Genomic DNA, 20,858 nt, shown 5'->3' with positions numbered 1-20,858 from the left:
ACCGGGGTCAGCCATTGCGCCAAATCAGCCGGTTTGGCGCGAAATGCCGGAAATCAGGGTGGTTTCAGCCGGACACCCCTCGCCATACATCCCCGGTATGTCGAAGGGCCCTCGGGTGAGACTGCGCCAAACGATGCTCTGCTGCGCAAGGTGAGTTCGTTTGGCGCAGGATCCGGGTGATGAACCGAGCGATCAGCCATGGATCGCGGCCGCGCGCATGTCGCGCTCCCGGAAACGCCAGTCGCTACCCAGAAGGATGCCAGGAAGGCGACCCTTCTTCGCCCGGTCCGTGATCGTGCGCGGCGACAGGTGCTTGAAGTGGAGAAAGACGACTACTGCCGGTTTCAGCAGTGGCTTCTGGAACTCGGCCGCAAGTTCGGCTGACACGTAGGCGGCACCTTCGAGCTGCCAGATGTCTGCCCATGCATAGCGTTGCGGGTTGTGATCCACTGGCCGGATATCGGCCGCCGCCAGCAGCTTCCGGGTAGTCGCCTCGCGCAGCTGGAAATGGCGTGCGGCGTCTGCGACAGTGATGGGGATCTCAGAAGATAAAAACATGGGCCCAGTTCCTTTTTGAGGAACTGGGCCCCAGAGCGTTCACCCTGAAATTTTCGGCACATATTTTTCGCCGAGCCAACGGCGAGGCTTCGAAGGGGGCGCGAGACCCATCGCCCTGCCCCCTCCGTGTTTGCGCCAGCTACGACGTCAGGAGGCCTTCTGGCGCGTGCCTCCCGGGCTGGCAGCGAGAGGCACCACGTTGCAGGTGTCATCCGCGTCCAGGGCCCCAGAGTGCAGAACACCCCCTTGCTCACGGTAGGCCTTGAGCAGCCGCTGGAGGCGCTTCCTGTTCCGCCAGGCCTCCTGCTTGCGGTCCCGCTCTTGGGCCGCGTCATATTGCTGCGCAAGAAACTCGGCCTTCCACTGCCGGATTTCCTCTGGAGATTTCACCTCGCTAAGAATGCCGTCAGAGAAGTCGCTGGACGTTTCCACCCGATCAAGCGCGCCGAGGATCTGCGCGATGCGATCCCGCGTCAGCTCCTTGCTTTGCTTCTTGCTCAACCGCCGCTGGATGTCCCGGACCGTCACCTGCGCCGACCCGTTGCCCAGCAGGGACTCCCGGACCCGGGCGACCTTCTCGACTTGGCTCCGTCCCTCGGACCCATACTCGCGCATCATGATGAGCGTGCTTTCGAGGTGGTATTCGGCATACTTCGTCGCCAGTTCCGCAGTTTCCAGATCGATCGGCCGGTTCGCCTTGCCGAGCAGAAACTGCAGGACGACGAGGTAGCTGAGGATCGAGAAGCCCGCGCGCCGGATGAACGAGCCCGGCAGAACACCGTCGCCCCAACTGCTCCGCAAGCTCCGCCACCAGCATTCGAGATACGGCAGAACTTCATCGTCCAACTGGTAGGTCTCGAGCGCTCCCTTCTGAGCGCACAGGGCATGCCAGACTTCCCGAATTTCGCTCTTCCGGGCGTCGAATTCTTCCCCGGCGAAATACAGGAAATGGTCGAACATGTCGGTGTCGGCGCGCGGCTCCGCGATCACGTAGTTGAACCGCTGGCAGAACCCATCGAGCATGCTCGCCGCGTCGACATCGCTGGTCCAGGTTTCCCGGACGCTCAGGCCCAGGAAAGTGAAATGGGGGTCTTCGATTTCAAGTTTGTCCACCTCCCCCTTGAGCCGATTGGAGATCGGCTTGTTCGAGTAGGCGTCCAGCATCCAGGGTTTCATGCGCGCAAAGTTCGACTGCGTCAGGATCATGTGGAACATCTTCCCCGCCTCGTCCTGATACCAGTAGGATCCGTTGTGATCCTTCACCTCGACGATCCACTGCGCGTCGCTCCCTGCTTTGGGGAGCATGCGGACGATGTCGTTTGGTCCCTCCGGCAGGAGGATCTCAGCCACCTTGTCGGTCGCGAGCGTCTTCGAACTCGCGGACGAGGCCAGAGCCATGGTCCAGAGGATTGGGCGCTTGCAACCGAGTCCCGGGATCCAGAGGGTGGCGCCTCCCTGCGTCAGGTAGGAGGACGCGATCATGATGAGCTGGATCAGCGGCAGCACATAGCTGACGTCGGTCTTCTGGAAGTAGGAGCTAATTTGCTCAAGGTAAGAGCCCTTGGGGATCAGGCTCTCGACCGAAAGGGCCTCGGGGCATTCCCGGAGAGCAAGCACGGCGATGATTTGCTCCTCCTCGCTTGCCATGAGGGGGCGTTGTTTCCCTTTCTCGCGGACACGGAGGTTGTGGAAAACCTGTTGCCTCTTCTTCTGATTCCGGGTGGTTTTGCGGGTCTTCGTCGTCATGTTGTGCACCTTGTGGGCTGTTTCAGTGCACGGGAGATGCAGACGTTCCCAAAAGGCCTCGCATCGGTTTGATCCCCATTCCGAGGAGGAAGACCCCGGCCGTCGCCGACAGCCGACATACAATACAACTTACTGTTTTGTAATTATAATTTCAGAAAGGCAGGGCCGACATGGAGCCGACAGTGGGGTTCATCAGGGCGGTAGCCATCATGCAGGCCGAAATGTGTATACTGCCCATGATGAGCCGGGGATGACGTTCAGGTCCTGGCGAGCGCTCTCACGGTCATACGAGGTGACGTCGGCGGCCCTTAAGGTTCATGGGGCAATCGCCCCACGACCGTCCAGGGCCGTCTGCCTTGGTGCCGCTCGTGCTACGTCGGCAAGGGAAGTCTGCTCTCGGCTGGAAGCAGGCATACGCTGCAAGGGCTCCCAACGGCCGCTAAGGGCCGGCCGCTACCGATCGGCCCGACTTCTCAGAGCTCCACCGCCTCCGCGATGGCGAGCGCATCTTCGAGTTCGACGCCGAGGTAGCGCACCGTGCTATCCATCTTCGTATGGCCGAGCAGGAGCTGCACCGCGCGGAGATTGCCAGTCTTGCGATAGATCTGCGCTACCTTGGTCCGACACATCGAGTGGGTGCCGTAGGCGCTTGGCTCGAGACCAATCGAGTTCACTCAGTCCCGCACGAGGCGGGCGTATTGCCTTGTCGAAATATGCCGGCGTTCGTGAAAGCGCCCAGGCCAGAGATGCTCCGACCCGACCATCTGCGGAGCTTCGAGCCAAGTCGCGATGGCTTTTCGCGTCCCCTCGGTGATCTCGAAACTGACCGGCTTCTGGGTTTTGCTCTGGACGATCGAAGCGCGGTGTTTGACCTGTCCGGCCGCATACACGTCAGCGACCTTCATTTTCACCAGGTCGCATCCTCGCAACTTGCTGTCGATCGCAAGATTAAAGAGCGCAAGCTCGCGGGTCCGCTGAGCGATCTCGAGGCGGACCCGGATCGCCCATACATGCTTTGGTTCGAGCGGACGCTTTTGACCAACGATGCGGCCTTTGTTCCAAGCGGAACGGCAGGCGCGGATGGCTGGCAGGTTTGTGGTCGGCATGACGGTTCCTCCGATCCCCCACGCCCGCCACGTCTTCAGCATCATGCCGACGGTCGAACCTACCAAGTCCGCCACGCCGCGGTGCGATCACGGCGGGCCGAGCCTGCCGCACCGCCGCATGACGGCTTTGAGCCCAAACTGACCGATGCTGCGGTAGCGTCGAAGATCCGCTATGCAGGAACGGTCTTAAGCTCGATCCCTGGCATGTGATCGCCCGTCGGCGAGAGAGTGAAAATCTCGAAACCATCGGATGTCACGCCAACCGAATGTTCGAATTGTGCCGAAAGGGACTTGTCCCGCGTCACGGCAGTCCAGTCGTCCGCAAGCATTCTTACCTCGGCGCGCCCCAGGTTGATCATCGGTTCAACCGTAAAGATCATGCCCTCCCTCAGTTCGGGGCCGGTTCCAGCTCTGCCGAAGTTCAGGATGTCGGGGGAGTCATGAAAGACCTGACCTATGCCGTGGCCACAAAACTCGCGGACCACTGAGCAGCGTTCGGAATGTGCGTAGGTCTGGATTGCATGACCGATGTCACCGAGTCGCGCACCCGGACGCACCGCCCTGATACCCTGCATCATCGCCTCATGTGCGATCTGGATGAGGCGTTCAGCCGCACGCTTCGGCTTTCCAACCACATACATCCGACTTGAATCGCCATACCACCCGTCATGGATCAGTGTGATATCGACGTTCACGATATCGCCGTCGCGCAACTTCTTCTCGTTCGGAAATCCGTGGCAGACCACGTGGTTGACCGATGTGCAGCAGGCGTAACGATACCCCTTGTAGCCCAGTGTTGCGGGCGTTGCGTCATGGGCGGCCGCAAACTCGAGAACGAAGGCGTTGATCTGTGCCAAAGCAGTGCCATCGCGGACAAGATCGGACACGCCGTCGAGGCATCTGGCCGTCAACCCACCTGCTCGGCGCATCCCCTCGAAGGCGTCCAGTCCATAGAGCTTGATGGCTTCGGTTCTGCGGGCGTCCTGCGCCTTTGGTGCGACCGGCACGTCGATATAGCCGTCCATCACGGGCCTCCCTACGTATTCCACGTGTGGCAACGGAGATCAGATTGACCGGCAGCCAGCTACTGGTATATATGATTCATATATGGTTCGCATATAAATGAACGGTAGGTGTGTCGATGGGGATCGTGAAAATTGGGGACGATCTGCATGAGGAACTGCGCAAGTCCAGTTCGGTCATGTGCCGTTCGATCAATGCGCAAGCCGAATTCTGGATGAAAGTCGGCATGCTTGCCGAAGCAAACCCGACCTTGCCCTTTACGGAGATCATGGCGCAGCAACTCAAGAACGCCGATGTGCAGCTGCCGGAGATCGAAGCAGCCTGAACCCTGATGCTTCCGCTACAAGGTTGCGAGTTGGGCGAAGCGGTCGTCTTCCAAGCGGAGCCAAACGCCGATCTACATAATCGGCAGTTGACGGTCCTCGAAAGCACTACGGCTTCAAGGGGCATAGCCGGTCGGCTCAGGCGACTGGATGCTCTCTAAATATCGCACCATCGCCAGCAGATTCTCGGGTGCGCGTGCAGTCTGCCCGTTTCCGTGGTTGAATTTGACCAATCGACCTTCGACAAAATCGCTGATCACCGGCATTTCCGCGCGCGGATTGGTGCGCTGCGCGTAGCCATCGATGATACTCATGACCTCAAGCATGGGCCAAACACCATCACGGCGCGCAGCAATGCGCGTCAGATCGGGCGGAGGTGTGGTCAGCCTCGCGGTGGCGGGACCATCCCCCAATCCCATGGCGCCATGACAGACGGCGCAGTGCTCTACGAAAAGCCTGCGACCCGCGATCGGATCGTCCCGAACGCATCCGGCAGCGGTGGCAAGCGCCAGCAAGGCATGTGCAATCTTCATGGCGATCCTGTTTCGGTATGCCGGGTCAGTAGATCGCTGTGGCGGCGAACGTGCCTTGATCGATATCAAGGCGAGGCGCGATGATGTCGCACCGCCACCAGCCGATCCACGAAGGCTGATCGTCCGGCCGCTGAAATGCTCCGCACAGCGTCCTCGCCATCCCTTGTGACGACCTCTCAGGCAACCACCGCGCCTTTCATGACCACGCGGGTGGCCCACAACGACGTGTCAACGGTATTGCCGACAGCCTTCTCGGCAGATCAGGGATCAACGCGTGAGGCTGGTCACCGCTGAATACAGAGGGCCGATGCTGATATTGCCGTCCTGCCATCAATCAGTCTGAGGCACATAGGACTGCAAAGACCTTGCCGAGTAAGTTTTTTGTGCGGAGACTGCAACGGTCGGCGCATTTGCGCTCGCGACACGCGAGCCCGGCCCACCTTCGCAAGGATCGAAGATGCCCCCACTGTCCAACGCCCAACATGCCTATCACCGGGAAGCTGCTGCCGCACACATGGTCGCCAATGTTCCGCGGGTGCATGTGGAAACGTCGGTAGAAGAGGCCTTCGAGGCACTGCGCGGACGGTTCTACGACTGCGCGGATACGGTATTTGTCATCGATGCCGCTGGGCAGCTTGTCGGCATCGTCCGGATCAACGAGATGTTCGGCAGACCATCCGACCGGATTGGCGATATCATGCAGGAAGAGCATGAAGCGGTGCGCCCCGGAGACGACCAAGAGGCCATCGCCCAGTTGGCCATTCGCCTGAACATGATCGCCGTTCCAGTCGTCGACGATCTCGGCCAGCTGATAGGCGCAGTGCCGCCCGAAGCGGTTTTCCGTATCCTGCGCGAGGAGCACATGGAAGACTTGCAGCGCTTCGCAGGCATTGCGCCTCATGAACATGGAGCTGACGCCGCGCTGGATGCCTCCCTATTCAACAGGTTTTCACGCCGCTTGCCGTGGTTGGTCTTCGGCTTGTTTGCGTCCTCGCTTGTCACCCTGATCATGGTCGGGTTCGAGCACGCTCTGTCCCGCAACGTTGCCGCTGCATTCTTCGTGCCGGCACTCGTCTATATCGCGGGCGCGATCGGCACTCAGGCAGTGTCGGTCTCTGTGCGCAGCCTCTCCGGCGGAGGGTTTGCGATTGGCCCTCTACTGCGGGACGAACTGATCATCGGTCTGGCAATCGGCACGACGCTCGGCCTGCTCGCGGGAGGTGCAGTGTTCTTCAGCTTCGGCCAGCTCCCCCTTGCGCTTGCAGTAGGTCTTTCCGTGCTCGGCGGAGGGGCAGTTTCGGCCCTTGCGGGGTTTGCACTGCCGTGGGGCTTCCAGCGCTTTGGCTTTGACCCAGCCTTGGGCTCAGGGCCCATATGCACCATCGTTCAGGACGCAGCGAGCCTGTCGCTCTATTTCGTTCTCATCACGATCCTCATGCCTTGACCGGCGAGCGCAAGAAATACGCTGTCAGACTTAGACCCGGTCGAGATCGACACACTGCGAGTGCTCAGGCACAACCGCGTTCGTCCCGGTCCGCTCCTTTATGGCCAACCGCAGAGCGTCGGACGCAGTGTCCTCCCCATGCGTCACGAAGATCGTTCGAGGCGGCTCGCGAAAGCCGTCCAGCCATTGAAGCAGGCCCTCTCGATCCGCATGCGCTGAAAGCTGGTGCATCTGCACGACTTCGGCACCGACAGGGACGTATTGACCATGAATCTTGATCTGCTGAGCGCCTGCGGCCAATTGCGCGCCACGAGTGCCCCCTGCCTGGAAGCCAGGCAATAGGATCGTGTTGTCGTAGTCGCGAAGATAGGCGCTCAGGTGATGCAGGATACGTCCACCGGTGGCCATTCCCGATGCCGATACGATCACCTTGGGGTAGCGATTCACCGTCAGCGCCTTGGAGGCTTCGACCGAGGTCACGTAGGTGGCGCCAGCGAATGTCTCTTTGAAGCCACCGACATCCATCTTGTGGTCGCGCGGATGCGATTTGTAGATCTCGGACGCATCGATCGCCATGGGGCTGTCGAGAAACACCGGTATGTTTCCAATCCGGCCTTCAACCTTGAGGCGTTGGATAATGAAAAGCAGCGTCTGCGCTCGACCGACCGCGAACGCCGGGATCAGAACCGTGCCGCCGCGCGCCGTCGTGCCGGAGATGATGTTCGCGAGTTGCGCCTCGGCATCCGAGTGATCATGGAGGCGGTCGCCATAGGTCGACTCGATCAAAAGAACGTCCGCATGTTCGAAAGGCTCAGGGTCCGGCATCGTGAGATCGTTGTGGCGTCCGATGTCGCCGGAGAAGACGATGGTCCGATCAGGTGTTTCGACCGAGATGCTGGCGGCCCCGAGAATATGACCGGCCCGCCTGAACCGGGCGCGCAATCCGTCGAGTTGCAGAGGCGTCTCGAACTCTACCGGCCGAAGCAGTTTGAGGGCGGCCTTTGCATCGTCCCGGTCATAGAGCGGCCGGGCCGGATGGTGGGACGTGTATCCCAAGCGGGTGCTGCGGTCGGCGTCCTTCTCGTTGAGATAGGCGCTGTCGAGCAGCAGGATGTGGCACAGATCGCGGGTCCCAGCCGTGCAATACACCGGGCCCGAAAATCCCATTCGGGCAAGCCGAGGTAGATACCCCGAGTGATCAAGATGCGCGTGGGTAAGCAGCACGGCGTCGATGCTGGAAGGGGCGACCGGAAACGGCAACCAGTTCCGCTGCCGCAGTTTCTTGTAGCCTTGGAACAGGCCGCAGTCGATCAGCACACGGCGTCCACCGGTCTCGAGCAAGTAGCGCGACCCAGTGACGGTATCCGCAGCCCCGAAAAACGATAGCAGGTCCGTCACGGCTCTCCTCCCGCAAAGCGGCAAGGCAATGATACCACAAGCGGGGACCGCAGGACCGGCTGCTGTTCGTCTCACCGGAAGCAGCCAGAGCAATAGCCAGACTGGGGCGCCTCGAACGCCCTTGGTTAATGGCGAGCCCGAACGACGGCGCCATGGCGTCCATCGTGCCCATTTCTTCAGTCAGGCGACCTCGGCAAACACATGAGCCACGCAAGACTGAACTGGTTTTGAACCAAGATCTGCATATGCTTGGTCATGGACACGATACTGGTGAAGACGTTTCTGGAGGTAGCCGCGACCGGGTCCTTCGTGTCCGCCTCCGAAAGGCTTTACGTCACCCCATCTGCCGTCTCCCTGCGCATCCAACGTCTCGAACAGGCACTTGGAAAACGCCTCTTCGAGCGCTCCAAGGCCGGCGCCGAGCTGACCCATGCCGGGCATGAATTTGAGAAGTATGCATTGTCCCTGCTGAAGGTCTGGGAGGAAGCGCGTCAGAAGGTCGGTATCCCCGAAGGGTTCAGGAAGAGCTTGACCATCGGTGCGCAGTTCTCCCTCTGGCCGCGGCTCGGCTTTCGTTGGATCGATGGCCTTCAAGCGACCATGCCTGATCTCAGTCTGCGCTTGGAACTCGGGATGCCCGACCGCCTCACCCGTTTTCTGACCGAAGGCAGCATGCAAGTCGGGTTGATGTATACGCCGCAACTGCGTCCGGGGCTTCACGCCGAGAAGGTCATGGATGATGAACTGGTGCTGGCCGCGACTTGGCCTGAGCCGACCTTCGATCTCACGGGGCGCTATGCATTCATCAACTGGGGGGAGGAGTTTGTCCACGCACACAGCCTCGCCTTCCCGGAACTGACCAACCCGGGGCTGACGTTGTCGCTCGAAGCATTGGGGGCCGAGTTCATCCTGGATCGTCACTGGGCGGCCTACCTGCCAGCGAGATACATCTACAAGCACCTCGATGCAGATAGCCTACACCTGGTTCCGGGTGCGCCGAAGTTCACGCTGCCGCTGTGGTCCGTCTGGCGTGACGACCTTGATCCAGATCTTCTCGGTTTGGCCAAGGAGACGCTTGCACAGGCGACCGAAGCAGCTCGCGACGACCAAGCCGTGGTGATGAAGAAACTTCGCACCATCAGCATGCAGCCCGAGGTCGCAACACTGGGCAAGACCCGCAAAATCATCCGTGAGAATAACTCGCCTCAACCATGATTATTATGAATTTTTGAATGGCATGAGGGGTGCCTATGTCGGTCCTTGAAGGGACGCCCAAGCCGGGCGGATGACTTCAAGGAGGGAATGATCATGGAATATCCCGACTTCCTGTTCTCGGAGTTCAGCAATCTCGTCACCTACGATGCGGGTGTGAATTTCAGGGTCACCGACCCTCTCTCTCCCCGGTTCAGCTACAGGACCGAATACACCAGCGACTCGCTGCCCGGTTTCGACGACATCGACAGCACGATCGGAGCCTCGTTGGTCTACGGGTTTTGCGTGCCAATGTTTAACGAGTGGGGTCGAGTGAGGCGGATGAACTGCCGCCTTACTCGCCTTCCGGAACCTCCGGTTGGCCCGGAAGAGGCTTTGCCGGACGAGAACCGCCTTTGAGCGACCTTTGCGTTCGGCAGGACGCTCGATGGCGGCAAGGCCGCATTGCTCGACAGCCTTTCGAGCGGATCATCAGACAGTTCCGTCGGGACGCGTGGTGGAGCCATGCCTTCCGGTCTCGGTCGCTCCCCACCAAGAAGCGGTGCCCGAGCGAGTAAACGACCCCCGGACTTGGGAGAACGCCCATGAGTTTCAAGCGCCAACTTGCGAAGACGGAAAAGCAGATGAATCGCGCAGGGCCGGAGTGCTCAGCGCCCGACAGCGCGCGGACTCCACATGACGATCCCGGGCTCCGGACGGATATCCTGAGCATGGCCGAGATTTCATTCGCCCATCCATTCGTGCTGCCAGGCTTCGACGGACAGCTTCCGCCGGGGCGATACGAGTTCGAAGTCGAGATCGATGTCTGGCGCGCCTACGCCGCCCCGATGTGTTGGAAGGATTACATCCTGCTCCATTTGCACAATCCGGCACCGGAACCGGGCATGCCGCCGACGCTTGACGTGCGCCTGACCGACCTCGAGAGCGCGCTCGCGCGCGATGCCCTGAGAGGATCGAACGCACAAAGCGCGTTTCTGGACGGAATGCTCGCGGACCCCCTCGTGCGTTTGCTGATGGAAGCCGACAGGGTGTCGGAAACGGAGCTTCGACATCTGTTTGCTGGAATGCCGGTCAAGGCGGAAACCGACCCAGCAATGCAATACCCCTCGCACCCGGCCGAGCCCCGTTGCCCAGATGGCAGTTCGCAGACCGATGGCATTCTGGCCTACAGAGGCGATTCGACCTGGCCGCCGACCGGGGTGGCTTGGAACCGCCCCGCTCTTTCCTGATTTCGCCTGAACGCAGGGCATTCGGTGAACAAGACGCAGGCCACTCATAATACCGGACGTCATTCGATCCTTTGCAACTCCCGCAAATGCATTTCGATGATAGAATTGCTTTGCCAAGTTAGGAGAACGGCCATGTTACCTCATGGCGATCTGCATTGTTCCGACTGCCATATTCGACATCGGGCGGTCTGCTCCCGCTGTGACGAAGCAGAATTGCAACGTCTCGAAGACGTCAAATTCTATCGCCGCTACGAAGCAGGCCAGCGGATCGTCTGGGCGGGAGATGAGCTGTCTTTCGTGGGCTCGGTCGTCTCAGGCATTGCCACGATGTCCCAGTCCATGGAGGACGGGCGAGTGCAGATGGTGGGACTGCTTCTGCCTTCCGACTTCATCGGCCGCCCCGGACGCAGCACCACGCCTTACGACATTGTCGCGGCCAGCGACGTGACCCTGTGCTGCTTTCGCCGCGCGCCGTTCGAACAACTGCTGGAAGACATGCCGCATGTGTCGGGACGGTTTCTGGAAATGACCCTCGACGAGCTGGATGCCGCGCGCGAGTGGATGATGGTTCTGGGTCGAAAGACGGCGCGCGAGCGGATCGCGAGCTTGCTGGTCTCGGTCGCACGCCGTGAAGCCAACTTCAGCCTCGTTCCAATCACCGGAGATCTTCGGCTCCACTTGCCCCTGACACGAGAGGCGATGTCCGAGTATCTCGGACTCACGATCGAAACGGTGAGCCGGCAGATCAGCCAACTCAGCCGTGAGGGTGTCATCGCGCTGGACGAAAAACGTCGCATCATCATTCCGGATCTCATCCGTCTCGAAGAGGAGACCGGCGAGAACCTGGTGCCGGCCTGATCTACCCCTTCCCTGCAATCGGACCGAACTATCAGGCAGGCCAGTCGAAGCAGTGCCTGATCTCTCTTGGGCTTGATCTGGATCAGGGCAAATCAATGCCGCGGACTTATGCTGGATGGTATCTTCAGCAGAAGGAATGTCAGAATGGACATCAACAAGCGGCCAGTCTCACCGGGCGTCTTCATGGTGCTGCTGGTCGCGGCGGTGCTCGCGCTTGCTCTGGTTTGGATGCTGGGCGACGTGGTGATGAACTGGATCTCAGGGCCTGCCGAGGTGCCCGCCATCGCGGCCCCCGAAGACTGACTTCGAATGGCCAGCGCCGGTCGGTGCATTCGATCTCCGGTGTCAGGTTTCAAGGCGCCTTGATCGCTCTGACGCAGGGTTGGTGCTTCCCGCCGGCGCTTCGTGCCGGCGATCAGCCCGATCTCGCGGGCCATTCCTGTCGACCGCAGCTTCTGCTCTGAGCGGCGAGACTTACCGTTCCAGAGGTCGCGATCGGGTCGGAGAAACCGAATTTCGCTGGCTCAGCCGGGTCTGCCTGAGCGTCTCGACCAGCATCGCGGTCAGGATGCCGAAGGTCAGGAGGCCATTGGCCGCGGCCAGGCCTCCGAGCAGTCGCCACTCGGTTGGCAGCAGCACATCGCCGAAGCCGAGGGTGGTGAAGACCACGAGCGCGAAATAGACCGACGCCTCGAAGGTGTCGAAGGTCTTGAGCGCCCAGAAGGCCAGCGCCCAGATCCAAACGGACGCCGTCATCATCATCAGCGCCCAGAGCATCGACAGCGACAGGATCGCGGTCAGCTTCGGCCCGTGCGGCGGGCGCGTCGCCCAACGATGCGTCCGCACGAGGACCGCTTCGAGCCCCCACCAAGACAGCGCGGCCGCCACGGCGGTAATGGCGATGAGCAGGCTGCCGAGGGCGAGTTGGAACCACATGCCCCACCTTCACACGAATGCGACATCGGTCAAACGATGACCGAGCGGTGCAGCGGCGTTCGCGCGTTCCCTAAACAAGGCGAAGCAATGTCCGACGCGCGTGGTTATCCCGCCGGGTCCGGAACGGGATGGATGGCGCGACCGTCTCGCTCGAAGGCGGTGATGTTCCCAATCGTGGTCTCGGCGATCCCGGTGAGCGCCTCAATCGTGAAGAATCCCTGGTGACCGGTGATCAGCACGTTCGGAAAGGTCAGGAGCCGCGCGAAGACATCGTCGGGGATAATCTGGTTCGAGAGATCTTCGAAGAAGAGCTCCCCCTCCTCCTCGTAGACATCGAGGCCGAGGCTGCCGATCCGCCCGCTCTTCAGGCCGCGGATGACTGACCGCGTGTCGATCACCGCACCTCGGCTGGTGTTGACCAGCATGGCCCCGGTCTTCATCCGCGCGACCGCCCGGTCGTCGATGAGATGATGCGTCTGCGGCGTCAGCGGACATTGCAGAGTGACGATGTCGCTCTCCGCGAGCAGTTCGGCGAGATCGACATAGCTGACGCCGAGGTCGAGGCAGTCCGGATGAGGCGACGGATCGCAGGCGAGAACCCGACAACCGAAGCCACGGAGAATACGCGCGAGGACGGCACCGATCTGGCCCGTTCCGACGATGCCCACCGTCTTGGAATGCAGGTCAAACCCCATCAGTCCGTCGAGCTCGAAATTGCCGGTTTCCCGGCCGCCGGGTTCATGGCTGGCATGAATTATTTGGCATCAGAGAGGCTCTGTTGATGGCGTGGATCGCCATCTTCGCTTGGGTCGTCCTCACCTACGTCCGTTGGGTCGACAACATCGCGCGGCTTGGACGGTTGGGAAACACGATCGAGAAGGTGGATGCGGCGACGCGCGAGGCCTTCGGCCATTTCCATCGCACCGCGCCTTTGGGCGGGCGCCCCGTCAGTGTGATACCGAAGGGCGGGGTCGACCTCTACTCCGAGGAGCTTGGCTTCATCCAGCACATCGATACGGGCCGGTTCGAGAGCTGGGCCAAGGAAAACGACGCCGTGGTCTACGTCCGGAGTCTTCCGGGGGCATTCGTCCAACCGCAGCGGGCACTCGCAACGATCAAGCCTCTGGCCGGAGAGGCGGTGCTGGAACTGAGCGATCTCCTCGATGCCTTCGTGCTGGCCGAGCGACGCACCTATGCCAGCGATCCGCGGTTTGGCTTGGCGATGTTGCGCAAATCAGCGCCGAGCATGACTGCTCCCTTTTCCGCATTCTTCAGCGGACGGCTTCGATCTCGGCCCTGCCAAGGGCCGAGAAGCGGTTCATGATGGCGATGCGGATCTGGATCTCGGCGGTCTGGCGGTCGGGGTCTCGTGACATGATCCTCTCGCCGAAGAGCTTCAGGCAGTTCATCATAGCCTCGACCCGACTTCGGACGTGATAGCCGGTCCACTTCTTCCAGAGCGTCCGGCCCAAGCGCCTGGTTGCCCGCAGGATCTCATTTCGCGCGGCAGCAGCGGGACAGTCTTCTTTCCAGTCACGGCCATTGCGACGGATCGGTATGACAGCATCAGCGCCTCGATCGATGATGGCGCCATGGCAGCGGCGCGTATCGTAAGCGCCATCCGCGGTGACCATGCCGATCGTCTCCTCCGGCGGGATCTGCGCCAGTAGATCCGGCAGCAGGGGGCTGTCACCTTGGCGGCTCGAGGTGAACGCGACCGCGCGCACATCCCCGGTGCCAGCGTCCATGGCGATATGAACCTTTCTCCATTGCCTCCGGCGTGACGGGCCATGCTTGCGGGCCTGCCACTCACCATCACCCCGGAACTTGATGCCGGTGCTGTCGACCAGCAGGTTCAGCGGCTGTCCCGATGTGCGATAGGGGACCTGCACCGCGATCCGCGCCTGCCGGCGGCACAGCGTCGAATAGTCCGGAACCGGCCAGTCGAGCCCCGCCATCTGGATCAGGCTCTCGACCAGCCCGACCGTCTGCCGGAGCGGAAGCCCGAAGAGCACTTTCAGGGTGAGGCATGTCTGGATCGCAGCGTCCGAGAAGGTCTCGGGTCGGCCACGCTTGCCGGTCTTGTCGGCGTGCCAAACCATCTCGGGATCGAACCAGACCGACAGCGAACCGCGCTTAAGCAGCGCCGCGTTGTAGTCGGTCCAATTCGTCGTGCGGTAGCGGGTCGGGAAAGGCTTTGGCATACCCTCGACCTAACCCTCAGGCCGCGCTCGGTGAATCCCCCTCACCGAGATGTGCAACAAGGTCGGCTCTCCCCGTGCGCCATGGCGGCGAGATCCATGCAGTGCTCGAGTTCTTCGGCACAGATAGCTCGAGGCTCGATCCAGAAATCCTGCGCTTGCTGAAGACCGTCGGAAGCCAGATCGGAGCCGCGATCCGGCGCAAGGAAGGTGCTGAGAGTCGCGAGACGCTGCGCCGTGAGATGATGCACCGGGTCAGCAATAGTTTGGCCGTGCTCTCATCTATCTACCGCAGCTGCTCGCGCCGCGCAGCGTCGAAGGAGGAACTCGACGAATCTTTCTTGAGCCGTGTCATGGCCATAGGTCGCGCCAACAGGATGGCAATCGTCGAGAGCGACCGAGGTGTTTCGCTGCCAGACCTGATCCTGGATGCCTTGGCTGTTCTACCTGACCGCGATACAGTCGAACTCGTGGGCCCGCCTGTCATCATTTGCAGCGAAGCAGTGATGCCGTTGTCGCTCATATTGAACGAGCTCGGGACCAACGCACTGAAATACGGCACTCTGGGGCATGAAAGCCAACTGCATATTCGAGTCGCATGCAGTGATGAAACGGGGGAGCTGAGACTGGACTGGCGCGAGTTGCGCCACGTGCCGCTCGACGCTCCGCCGGAGCAACCGAGCCGGAAGGGCTTCGGGTCCCAGCTCCTGCACGCAATGATCGAAAGTCGTCTCGGCGGAAGCTTTGAGCGTCGCTTGGACGAAACAGGCTTTTACTGTGCCATGAGGTTTTCCAGGAGCCAGCTGGAGGCGGCTCCGGTTCGAGCATGAAGGTCAGGCGGGCACCACAGCCTCTGAGTCAGGTTGAGAGGTAATGGACTCCGAATATCTACGGGCCGCTACTGGAAGCTATCTTGGCGGGATCGGCCCTAAGCCGACCCTCATGCGCTGTGCAGCGAATGTCCCAGTTGCTGAGCGGAGTGCGCTGATTGTCCTCCTGTCGCGCAGGGACGCGAAGCTCTCGAAGCCCGACCCTATCAGTGCGTCGCGCGGAACCTGTCAGAACAAGAGGCCGCTCAACCCATCGCGGTGCTCGGCGCGCAGACCATGACTACCAGCTTCGTTGCGATCCAGATCGTCGACCCTCACAGGACTGAGGTGAGCGGTTGGTCCGGTCGGTCAGAACCGCGGGGACTTGATCCGCAGAAGAGCCAAGAGCACCTCTCGGAGCCTCCGAAAGATCGCGGCGACGATGTTGCCGAATGAGATTGGCGCCACGACGACCATCCCGTGGCCCTGAGGATATCCGGGGTTTCGGGTCACAAAGAGCTGCACGTCAGGTCGATGGCTCTCAAGGATCAGCTTCCGTTCCTGCGACGTCTCTACGGTGATCCAGCCAACGTCACGGACGAGCAGGTCGGATGGCGCGACTGGCGGATCAGGAAAGCTCTCGATCAGCTCGATCGCCAGCGCGCGCTGGCGTGTGGGAAAGGTCTTGGCGGGGTGCGGATAGACCGTCGGGAAATACTTGTAGAACAGGTGATAGCTCGATGGATGGACGAGCGTGCCCAGGTAATAGACTGGGGTGAAGGGGTGACGCAGCTTCTCCATGAAGGCATAGGCCATGCCGAAGCCGTAGGATGCCCCCCGCCCCCGATAGTCAGGGAACAGACCGGTTTCGCCGCGCAGGACAAGCGCCGGGCGGCCCCTCACGGCACGCGCATAGGTATGCATCGCGCAGTAGCCGACGATTTCTCCCTCCGGGCTCTCGAATAGGCGGACCTTCGACCGTAGAGCCGGAGGCCGCAAGACGTGGCCGATGAAGTGTGCCTGCGTGATGCCCCGGAAGATGCTCGAGTGAACCTGAAAAAGGCGCTTCGCGAGAGCCTCAATCTCTGAGGTAGACAGGCGGTCCAGGGGTATGGTCCGGCCAGAGAGCCGGTGTCCGATCCACCCTCGCGTTGCTCGCCGTCGCTCTCTCTCTGGGCGCGAGGTCACTGCGCCGGCGCGGTGATCGTCGTCGGCTCTTCTGGTGGGGCGATCCAGGCAGAAATCACTCCACCCATACCCCATAGAATGGCCAGCGCGAGAACTGTCATGGCGCCCCACGCCAGATACATACCCGGAGAAGCCGGGCCCTTCTGGATGTTCATCTCGAATCCCTCCTTGGTCCGATGTCTCTCCAGGCTATGGCCGGTGGCCCCCGGTCGCGCTGATTCAGATCAAGCTCGGCAGACTTTGATGATGGGTTGGGCAGCACCTCCAGACGGCACTGGCACTACAATGGTCCGGATCACCTCACCGTTATCGTCTCGGGTCAAGGTAGATAGACCTTCCGCACATAGACCGGAATATCCATGACCGCGACGGCATTCTGTGACCCATCAAATATCGGCATCAATCCCTCAACCGTGCTGGATAGACTGAACTCACCGCTGGAGGGTCTTCCAAGCGCCGCGCTGGCAACGAGGTCCGTAAGCTGGTCGTATCGGTATATGCGCGAAAAGCTCGGATCATCGGCGGAATGCGGGTTACTCTCACCTGAACTCCAACCTCGATTGCCGGTTGTGTAGTTCAGCCTGAAACTCAGTTCGCCGCCCTCGGCGGGCATTATCCGCCATTCGTCCGAGCTTACCCGAGCCCCATTCGCCGGTCCCGTGAGAGAGATCGTGCGCTCGATCTCTGCGGCGCTCGCGACACCGTATGGGTCCCGTTCCGGAACCGTCGTCATTACCCGCAAGACAAACATGCGCAGAGCGTCATCTCGTTTGCCTAAACCGACCAGCACGGCAGCTCGTCGGCTTGCCGGTTCGAGCGGAGCACCTTCCGGACTCATTTCCAGCACACCGTCAATGAGAGACAAAAGGAGGTTTGCCCCCTCGAATGGCCCACCGGGAAACGGAACCGATGTCCAGCCCTCGGGCATCAACGATTGAATGCCAGCTGGGGATACCTCAACGGCTACATATACCCGGCTATCGATATTCGAACCTACGAGAGTCTCCGCCGTCGAAAAATCCGGTAGCGATGCAATTGCCAGGGTGAATGCGAGCGGGCGAGCTATCGATTTGATTGACATCCCTATTTCCTTCCGCACTGTCTACTGACGTTCGTAGTCAGATCAGATCTTACGTCATACTCTCCGGATACGCGGTCATCCGCTTTGACATGTATCAAGCTTGGCTTCCTCCGAGACTGGCCAAAGAAGCGTGTGGCCGGACCGCGCACTCAACTTGTCCGCGCAGTGAAGTGGAAGCGACCATGCGGAGTGCGCGGGTCAGGCCAAAATCCATGCCCACCTGCTGAATCGGAGGAGGATCTGCGTGGTAGCCTCCCCAAAGCGGGGGGCGCGAATGGCTGGTTGTCGCTCTGAGGGCGAATGACTTCGAAGATGTAGCGGACACGGGGGGTGCAGCGAAGGGCGGCAAGGCCTGCTGAGAACCTGATCCTAATGAGTCCAACGAAGATCGGCTCTTCGCGCTTTCCTGCTTTGGCGCCCCCGGCCCGAAACTGCCAGTGGCGATGCCTGCGGCGAAGGTCCGGTGCGGGGCTTCGCTCGCGACCCTGTTACGGCGTTGCCTCTTACACCTGATAAGCAATCAGGTGATCGCTGCTGGCCGCGCCCACCGGCAATCACCCGCAGCAACTACATGATGTCAGCCGCCGTGCTTCAACAAGGTTTCCTTTGCTATGCTGCGAGGAAGGGAACAGTCACGGGGGATTCGGATGTCTGAGCTCGTAGAGGCGGCTGACCTCGACCTTGACCGGGATCTCTTCCTTCGCAAGCTGGTGCGAGAGCTCGCGGGCACGCTGGAGGACGTCATCGGTATCGAGGCGGCGGAAGGATACATCAGCACCGTCGGAAGCAGCGTCGGCCGATGGATCGATCAGAGCTACAAAGAGGCGTTGGGCACGAGCCGATTGAGCGCTGAGGAAGTCGGCGAGGTTTGTGTCGATCTCAAACGACGCATAGGCGGTGACTTCTACCTCATCTCCTCTTCCGAGGAGGAGCTGGTCTTCGGGAACAGAAGCTGCCCATTCGGCGAAGCCGTCAAGGATCGTCCCTCGCTGTGCATGATGACCTCGAATGTTTTCGGTCGGATCACGGCCGACAATCTCGGTTTTGCGCGCGTGGAGTTGCAGGAAACGATCGCGCAGGGCCACCCCGGCTGCCGGGTGGTCGTGCGCCTGAAGCAAGTCCAGGGCCGTGCCGTGAGCGAACGGGAATACTACCGGGCCTTCGACCCTGAACTCGCGGACGGTCCGTGACCCGGGAGCAGCCGAGAGCGGGGCCATACCTGGCGGAGCGCGTTCTTTCGGAGCTTCCGGTCGCCGTGGTGGTTGCTGACCTGAACGGAAAGGTCGTGGACTGCAACGCCCGTGCCCATCGGCTCCTGGGCCTGCGAGAGGGCATTCCACGCCTCGTGGGGCTCGATGACTGGCAGCCCCGCAGGGGCACCTTGGCGCAGGCGCTCCGGTCGGTCGCCACCTCCTCAAGCTGGGTCCCCTTGGCGCTGAGACGGGAGGGCCAGGAGATCGAGTTGAAGGGGCGCGGGTTCCTGCTGGGCGGGCATGCCGAGCCACGGGTCCTGTTGCTGGAATCCCACTCGGCGCCGCATCAGTTTGCCGAGCATTCGGAACAGGTTCGACGGCTCAATGCCCAGTTGGTGATCCAGCGCCAGACTGAGGACAAGCTTCGAGCGGCCCTTCGAACGGCAGAAGACCTGCGTCGCGAGCTCGTCCACCGGGTCAAGAACAACCTCGCCATCGTGTCGGCCCTGCTGCGCACCAAAGCGCGAGCGGCAGAGCATCCGGCGGCGACCGAGGCGCTGACAGCGGCAGCAACCCGCATCCGCTCGATCGCCATCGTTCACGACATTCTGGACGCTCGGAACGAAAGCGAAGTCCTGACGTCCAAGGCCCTCTTCACCGCACTTCTGGACCACCTTCGGATCTCGATCTGCCCGCCGCATATCGTGCTCGAGAGCGAGATCTTCGACACAGAACTCCACACAGAGACCGCGCTGCCGCTTTGTCTACTGGTCAACGAGCTGGTCACCAACGCGATCAAGCATGCTTTCTCGAACCGGGACGCGGGCCGTGTCAGGATCACCTTCGCAGAAGCGGAGGACGGATATCATCTCGGAGTGGCAGACAATGGCTGCGGGATTAACGAGACCCCCGCACGAAGGGGCGGCGGCAGCCGCATTGTCGAGGCTCTGGCTCAACAGCTGAAGGGCGAGCTTGAGATATCACGGGGCGGCGGAACGGCCTGGTCCATCACGCTACATCCTTCAATACGGCGCGACTCCTCGGCCTCTTCTCCAGCGCCTCCAGAGGCCTCATAAATGAAAGGCCACCGAGCGGAGGGAAACCAATAGCGACGCCGAGAATATTCGGCGCCTGGCGAACCGGGGTTGGGTCCCGGAGCCACCCGACGCAGACTACCGTCAAACCGGAAGAGCAGCGGATCTCAGACCAGCTTCCCCGATCCGGCAGGCTCAACCCTAAGTCCCGGACGGACTACGACCTGTTTCCCAAGATGGACACGTCCGCAAACGCATGGCCAGGACGGATCAACGCTACTCATCTACGAGCTCTCTCAGAACCGATGTAACCATCTTCCTGTAGTCCCCCCCGGTCGAGGCATTCCGCGCAAGCACCGCTCGGTCGAACATCGCCGAGACCGGGTCGGCGAGCATCTCGACCTCGGGGTCGCCCTCGTTGCGCCCCATTGCCTCTGCGAGGTCGTGGCGCAGCTCCCGTCCGCCGGTTTCTCTGTCGAGGCGGCGCATCGGCTCCGGCCCGAGCACGCCAGGCCCTTCCAAGAGCATCAGCCGGACTCGGCCTGGGTCCTCCATGACGCGAGAATAGGCATTGGCTCTGTCAAAAATGCATCCAGCGGGCTTCCAGCACCGGCGGAACCGTCCTCGAACTCGGCGGCGATCCGCGGCCTCTCCCTCGACAACGGCGAGAAGCAGCGCGTTCTTGTGGGCGAAACGCCTGCTATAGCAGCTTCATCCGGCCGTTCTGTTGGCCTGCGACGAAGTATTTGAGAGGTTACATTAGCTGGCTTGAGGTGCGCTTGGCGGGCATGCAGCCGGCGGATATCATTCGACGGTTATAGCTCAACCGGCCGCACGAACCGAGCGCGCTTGATGCAGGTGACCTGAGACCCGTCTTTCCTCCGGTTTGACGGAGAATCCATGGGTGGTTTCTGAGGCTATGCGGCCTGCTGTTCCAGTGCTGTTTTCATGGCAAATTCGGCGGGTGGGATATTGCCCAAGGCTGA

At 61.2% G+C, this 20,858-nt stretch carries 23 protein-coding genes and 1 pseudogene; 11 read left to right on the top strand and 13 right to left on the bottom strand.

The genetic code is table 11. The features are described 5' to 3' along the window. Positions 1 to 192: 192 nt before the first annotated feature. The 4 genes and pseudogenes from LOS8367_RS17710 to map form a co-directional block, all read right to left on the bottom strand. Positions 193 to 558, bottom strand: coding sequence for a DNA-binding protein (locus LOS8367_RS17710; RefSeq protein WP_085897872.1), 366 nt, complete (start codon positions 556 to 558; stop codon positions 193 to 195). Positions 559 to 705: 147 nt separating this feature from the next. After that, positions 706 to 2,304, bottom strand: coding sequence for a DUF3987 domain-containing protein (locus LOS8367_RS17705; RefSeq protein ID WP_085897871.1), 1,599 nt, complete (start codon positions 2,302 to 2,304; stop codon positions 706 to 708). Positions 2,305 to 2,777: 473 nt separating this feature from the next. Beyond that, positions 2,778 to 3,410 (bottom strand): annotated as a pseudogene (locus LOS8367_RS17700) (tyrosine-type recombinase/integrase). Between the two features lie 170 nt (positions 3,411 to 3,580). Continuing rightward, positions 3,581 to 4,435: a type I methionyl aminopeptidase gene (gene map, locus LOS8367_RS17695; RefSeq protein ID WP_085897870.1), complete on the bottom strand. Its 855-nt coding sequence runs from the start codon at positions 4,433 to 4,435 to the stop codon at positions 3,581 to 3,583. Between the two features lie 116 nt (positions 4,436 to 4,551). On the opposite strand from map, the gene LOS8367_RS17690 reads away from it, so the two are divergent. After that, positions 4,552 to 4,758, top strand: a complete 207-nt coding sequence (locus LOS8367_RS17690; protein ID WP_085897869.1) for a ParD-like family protein — start codon at positions 4,552 to 4,554, stop codon at positions 4,756 to 4,758. Positions 4,759 to 4,872: 114 nt separating this feature from the next. Here the strand turns inward: LOS8367_RS17690 and LOS8367_RS17685 are convergent, their stop codons facing one another. After that, positions 4,873 to 5,289: a c-type cytochrome gene (locus tag LOS8367_RS17685; protein WP_085897868.1), complete on the bottom strand. Its 417-nt coding sequence runs from the start codon at positions 5,287 to 5,289 to the stop codon at positions 4,873 to 4,875. A 457-nt stretch (positions 5,290 to 5,746) separates the two neighbouring features. On the opposite strand from LOS8367_RS17685, the gene LOS8367_RS17680 reads away from it, so the two are divergent. Continuing rightward, on the top strand, positions 5,747 to 6,733 hold the full coding sequence (locus LOS8367_RS17680; protein WP_085897867.1) for a magnesium transporter: 987 nt from the start codon (positions 5,747 to 5,749) through the stop codon (positions 6,731 to 6,733). A 30-nt stretch (positions 6,734 to 6,763) separates the two neighbouring features. On the opposite strand, the gene LOS8367_RS17675 is transcribed toward LOS8367_RS17680, so the two are convergent. Next, on the bottom strand, positions 6,764 to 8,131 hold the full coding sequence (locus LOS8367_RS17675; protein ID WP_085897866.1) for an MBL fold metallo-hydrolase RNA specificity domain-containing protein: 1,368 nt from the start codon (positions 8,129 to 8,131) through the stop codon (positions 6,764 to 6,766). A 255-nt stretch (positions 8,132 to 8,386) separates the two neighbouring features. Here LOS8367_RS17675 and LOS8367_RS17670 point away from each other — a divergent pair, with 255 nt between their 5' ends. The 5 genes from LOS8367_RS17670 (at position 8,387) to LOS8367_RS19150 (ending at position 11,733) form a co-directional block, all read left to right on the top strand. Further along, positions 8,387 to 9,346 carry a LysR family transcriptional regulator gene (locus LOS8367_RS17670; RefSeq protein WP_085897865.1) on the top strand — a complete coding sequence of 320 codons (960 nt, stop codon included), beginning with the start codon at positions 8,387 to 8,389 and terminating at the stop codon, positions 9,344 to 9,346. Positions 9,347 to 9,439: 93 nt separating this feature from the next. Then, positions 9,440 to 9,742, top strand: coding sequence for a DUF481 domain-containing protein (locus tag LOS8367_RS17665; protein WP_165761520.1), 303 nt, complete (start codon positions 9,440 to 9,442; stop codon positions 9,740 to 9,742). Between the two features lie 185 nt (positions 9,743 to 9,927). After that, a complete protein-coding gene (locus LOS8367_RS17660; protein ID WP_133056375.1) occupies positions 9,928 to 10,572 on the top strand; it encodes a hypothetical protein in 645 nt (214 codons plus the stop codon). Positions 10,573 to 10,704: 132 nt separating this feature from the next. Next, positions 10,705 to 11,430 carry a transcriptional regulator FnrL gene (fnrL, locus tag LOS8367_RS17655; protein ID WP_106535132.1) on the top strand — a complete coding sequence of 242 codons (726 nt, stop codon included), beginning with the start codon at positions 10,705 to 10,707 and terminating at the stop codon, positions 11,428 to 11,430. Positions 11,431 to 11,574: 144 nt separating this feature from the next. Next, positions 11,575 to 11,733 carry a hypothetical protein gene (locus LOS8367_RS19150; RefSeq protein WP_165761519.1) on the top strand — a complete coding sequence of 53 codons (159 nt, stop codon included), beginning with the start codon at positions 11,575 to 11,577 and terminating at the stop codon, positions 11,731 to 11,733. A gap of 171 nt (positions 11,734 to 11,904) precedes the next feature. On the opposite strand, the gene LOS8367_RS17650 is transcribed toward LOS8367_RS19150, so the two are convergent. Further along, positions 11,905 to 12,366, bottom strand: a complete 462-nt coding sequence (locus LOS8367_RS17650) for a potassium channel family protein (protein WP_085897861.1) — start codon at positions 12,364 to 12,366, stop codon at positions 11,905 to 11,907. Positions 12,367 to 12,470: 104 nt separating this feature from the next. Beyond that, complete coding sequence (locus LOS8367_RS17645) at positions 12,471 to 13,121, bottom strand: NAD(P)-dependent oxidoreductase (RefSeq protein WP_278247981.1); 651 nt, start codon at positions 13,119 to 13,121, stop codon at positions 12,471 to 12,473. 26 nt (positions 13,122 to 13,147) lie between these two features. Here LOS8367_RS17645 and LOS8367_RS17640 point away from each other — a divergent pair, with 26 nt between their 5' ends. Further along, positions 13,148 to 13,690 (top strand): DUF2254 family protein, encoded by a 543-nt coding sequence (locus LOS8367_RS17640; protein WP_085897860.1) that lies wholly within the window; start codon positions 13,148 to 13,150, stop codon positions 13,688 to 13,690. Here LOS8367_RS17640 and LOS8367_RS17635 read toward each other — a convergent pair. Next, on the bottom strand, positions 13,638 to 14,570 hold the full coding sequence (locus tag LOS8367_RS17635) for an IS5 family transposase (protein WP_085897859.1): 933 nt from the start codon (positions 14,568 to 14,570) through the stop codon (positions 13,638 to 13,640). The two genes, LOS8367_RS17640 and LOS8367_RS17635, sit on opposite strands and share 53 nt — an antisense overlap. Here LOS8367_RS17635 and LOS8367_RS17630 point away from each other — a divergent pair. Next, positions 14,564 to 15,397, top strand: coding sequence for a sensor histidine kinase (locus LOS8367_RS17630; RefSeq protein ID WP_085897858.1), 834 nt, complete (start codon positions 14,564 to 14,566; stop codon positions 15,395 to 15,397). The genes LOS8367_RS17635 and LOS8367_RS17630 overlap by 7 nt on opposite strands. Before the next feature lie 348 nt (positions 15,398 to 15,745). Here the strand turns inward: LOS8367_RS17630 and LOS8367_RS17625 are convergent, their stop codons facing one another. The 3 genes from LOS8367_RS17625 to LOS8367_RS17620 form a co-directional block, all read right to left on the bottom strand. Continuing rightward, positions 15,746 to 16,300, bottom strand: a complete 555-nt coding sequence (locus tag LOS8367_RS17625) for a hypothetical protein (RefSeq protein WP_242665642.1) — start codon at positions 16,298 to 16,300, stop codon at positions 15,746 to 15,748. Between the two features lie 260 nt (positions 16,301 to 16,560). After that, on the bottom strand, positions 16,561 to 16,719 hold the full coding sequence (locus tag LOS8367_RS19145) for a hypothetical protein (protein WP_165761518.1): 159 nt from the start codon (positions 16,717 to 16,719) through the stop codon (positions 16,561 to 16,563). A gap of 164 nt (positions 16,720 to 16,883) precedes the next feature. After that, a complete protein-coding gene (locus tag LOS8367_RS17620; RefSeq protein ID WP_085897857.1) occupies positions 16,884 to 17,645 on the bottom strand; it encodes a hypothetical protein in 762 nt (253 codons plus the stop codon). Between the two features lie 647 nt (positions 17,646 to 18,292). Between LOS8367_RS17620 and LOS8367_RS17615 the strand changes: the two genes are divergently transcribed. Further along, a complete protein-coding gene (locus LOS8367_RS17615; protein ID WP_085897856.1) occupies positions 18,293 to 18,835 on the top strand; it encodes a methanogen output domain 1-containing protein in 543 nt (180 codons plus the stop codon). Beyond that, positions 18,832 to 19,914, top strand: a complete 1,083-nt coding sequence (locus LOS8367_RS17610; RefSeq protein ID WP_085897855.1) for a sensor histidine kinase — start codon at positions 18,832 to 18,834, stop codon at positions 19,912 to 19,914. Before LOS8367_RS17615 ends, LOS8367_RS17610 begins: the two co-directional genes overlap by 4 nt. A gap of 234 nt (positions 19,915 to 20,148) precedes the next feature. Here LOS8367_RS17610 and LOS8367_RS17605 read toward each other — a convergent pair whose 3' ends face one another. Next, positions 20,149 to 20,361 (bottom strand): hypothetical protein, encoded by a 213-nt coding sequence (locus LOS8367_RS17605; RefSeq protein WP_133056374.1) that lies wholly within the window; start codon positions 20,359 to 20,361, stop codon positions 20,149 to 20,151. Between the last annotated feature and the right edge of the window lie 497 nt (positions 20,362 to 20,858).

The organism is Limimaricola soesokkakensis, assembly GCF_900172345.1.
Classification (GTDB): Bacteria; Pseudomonadota; Alphaproteobacteria; order Rhodobacterales; family Rhodobacteraceae; genus Limimaricola; species Limimaricola soesokkakensis.
Note: the sequence above shows the minus strand (reverse complement) of the source record. Positions and strands in the feature narration are given on the sequence as shown.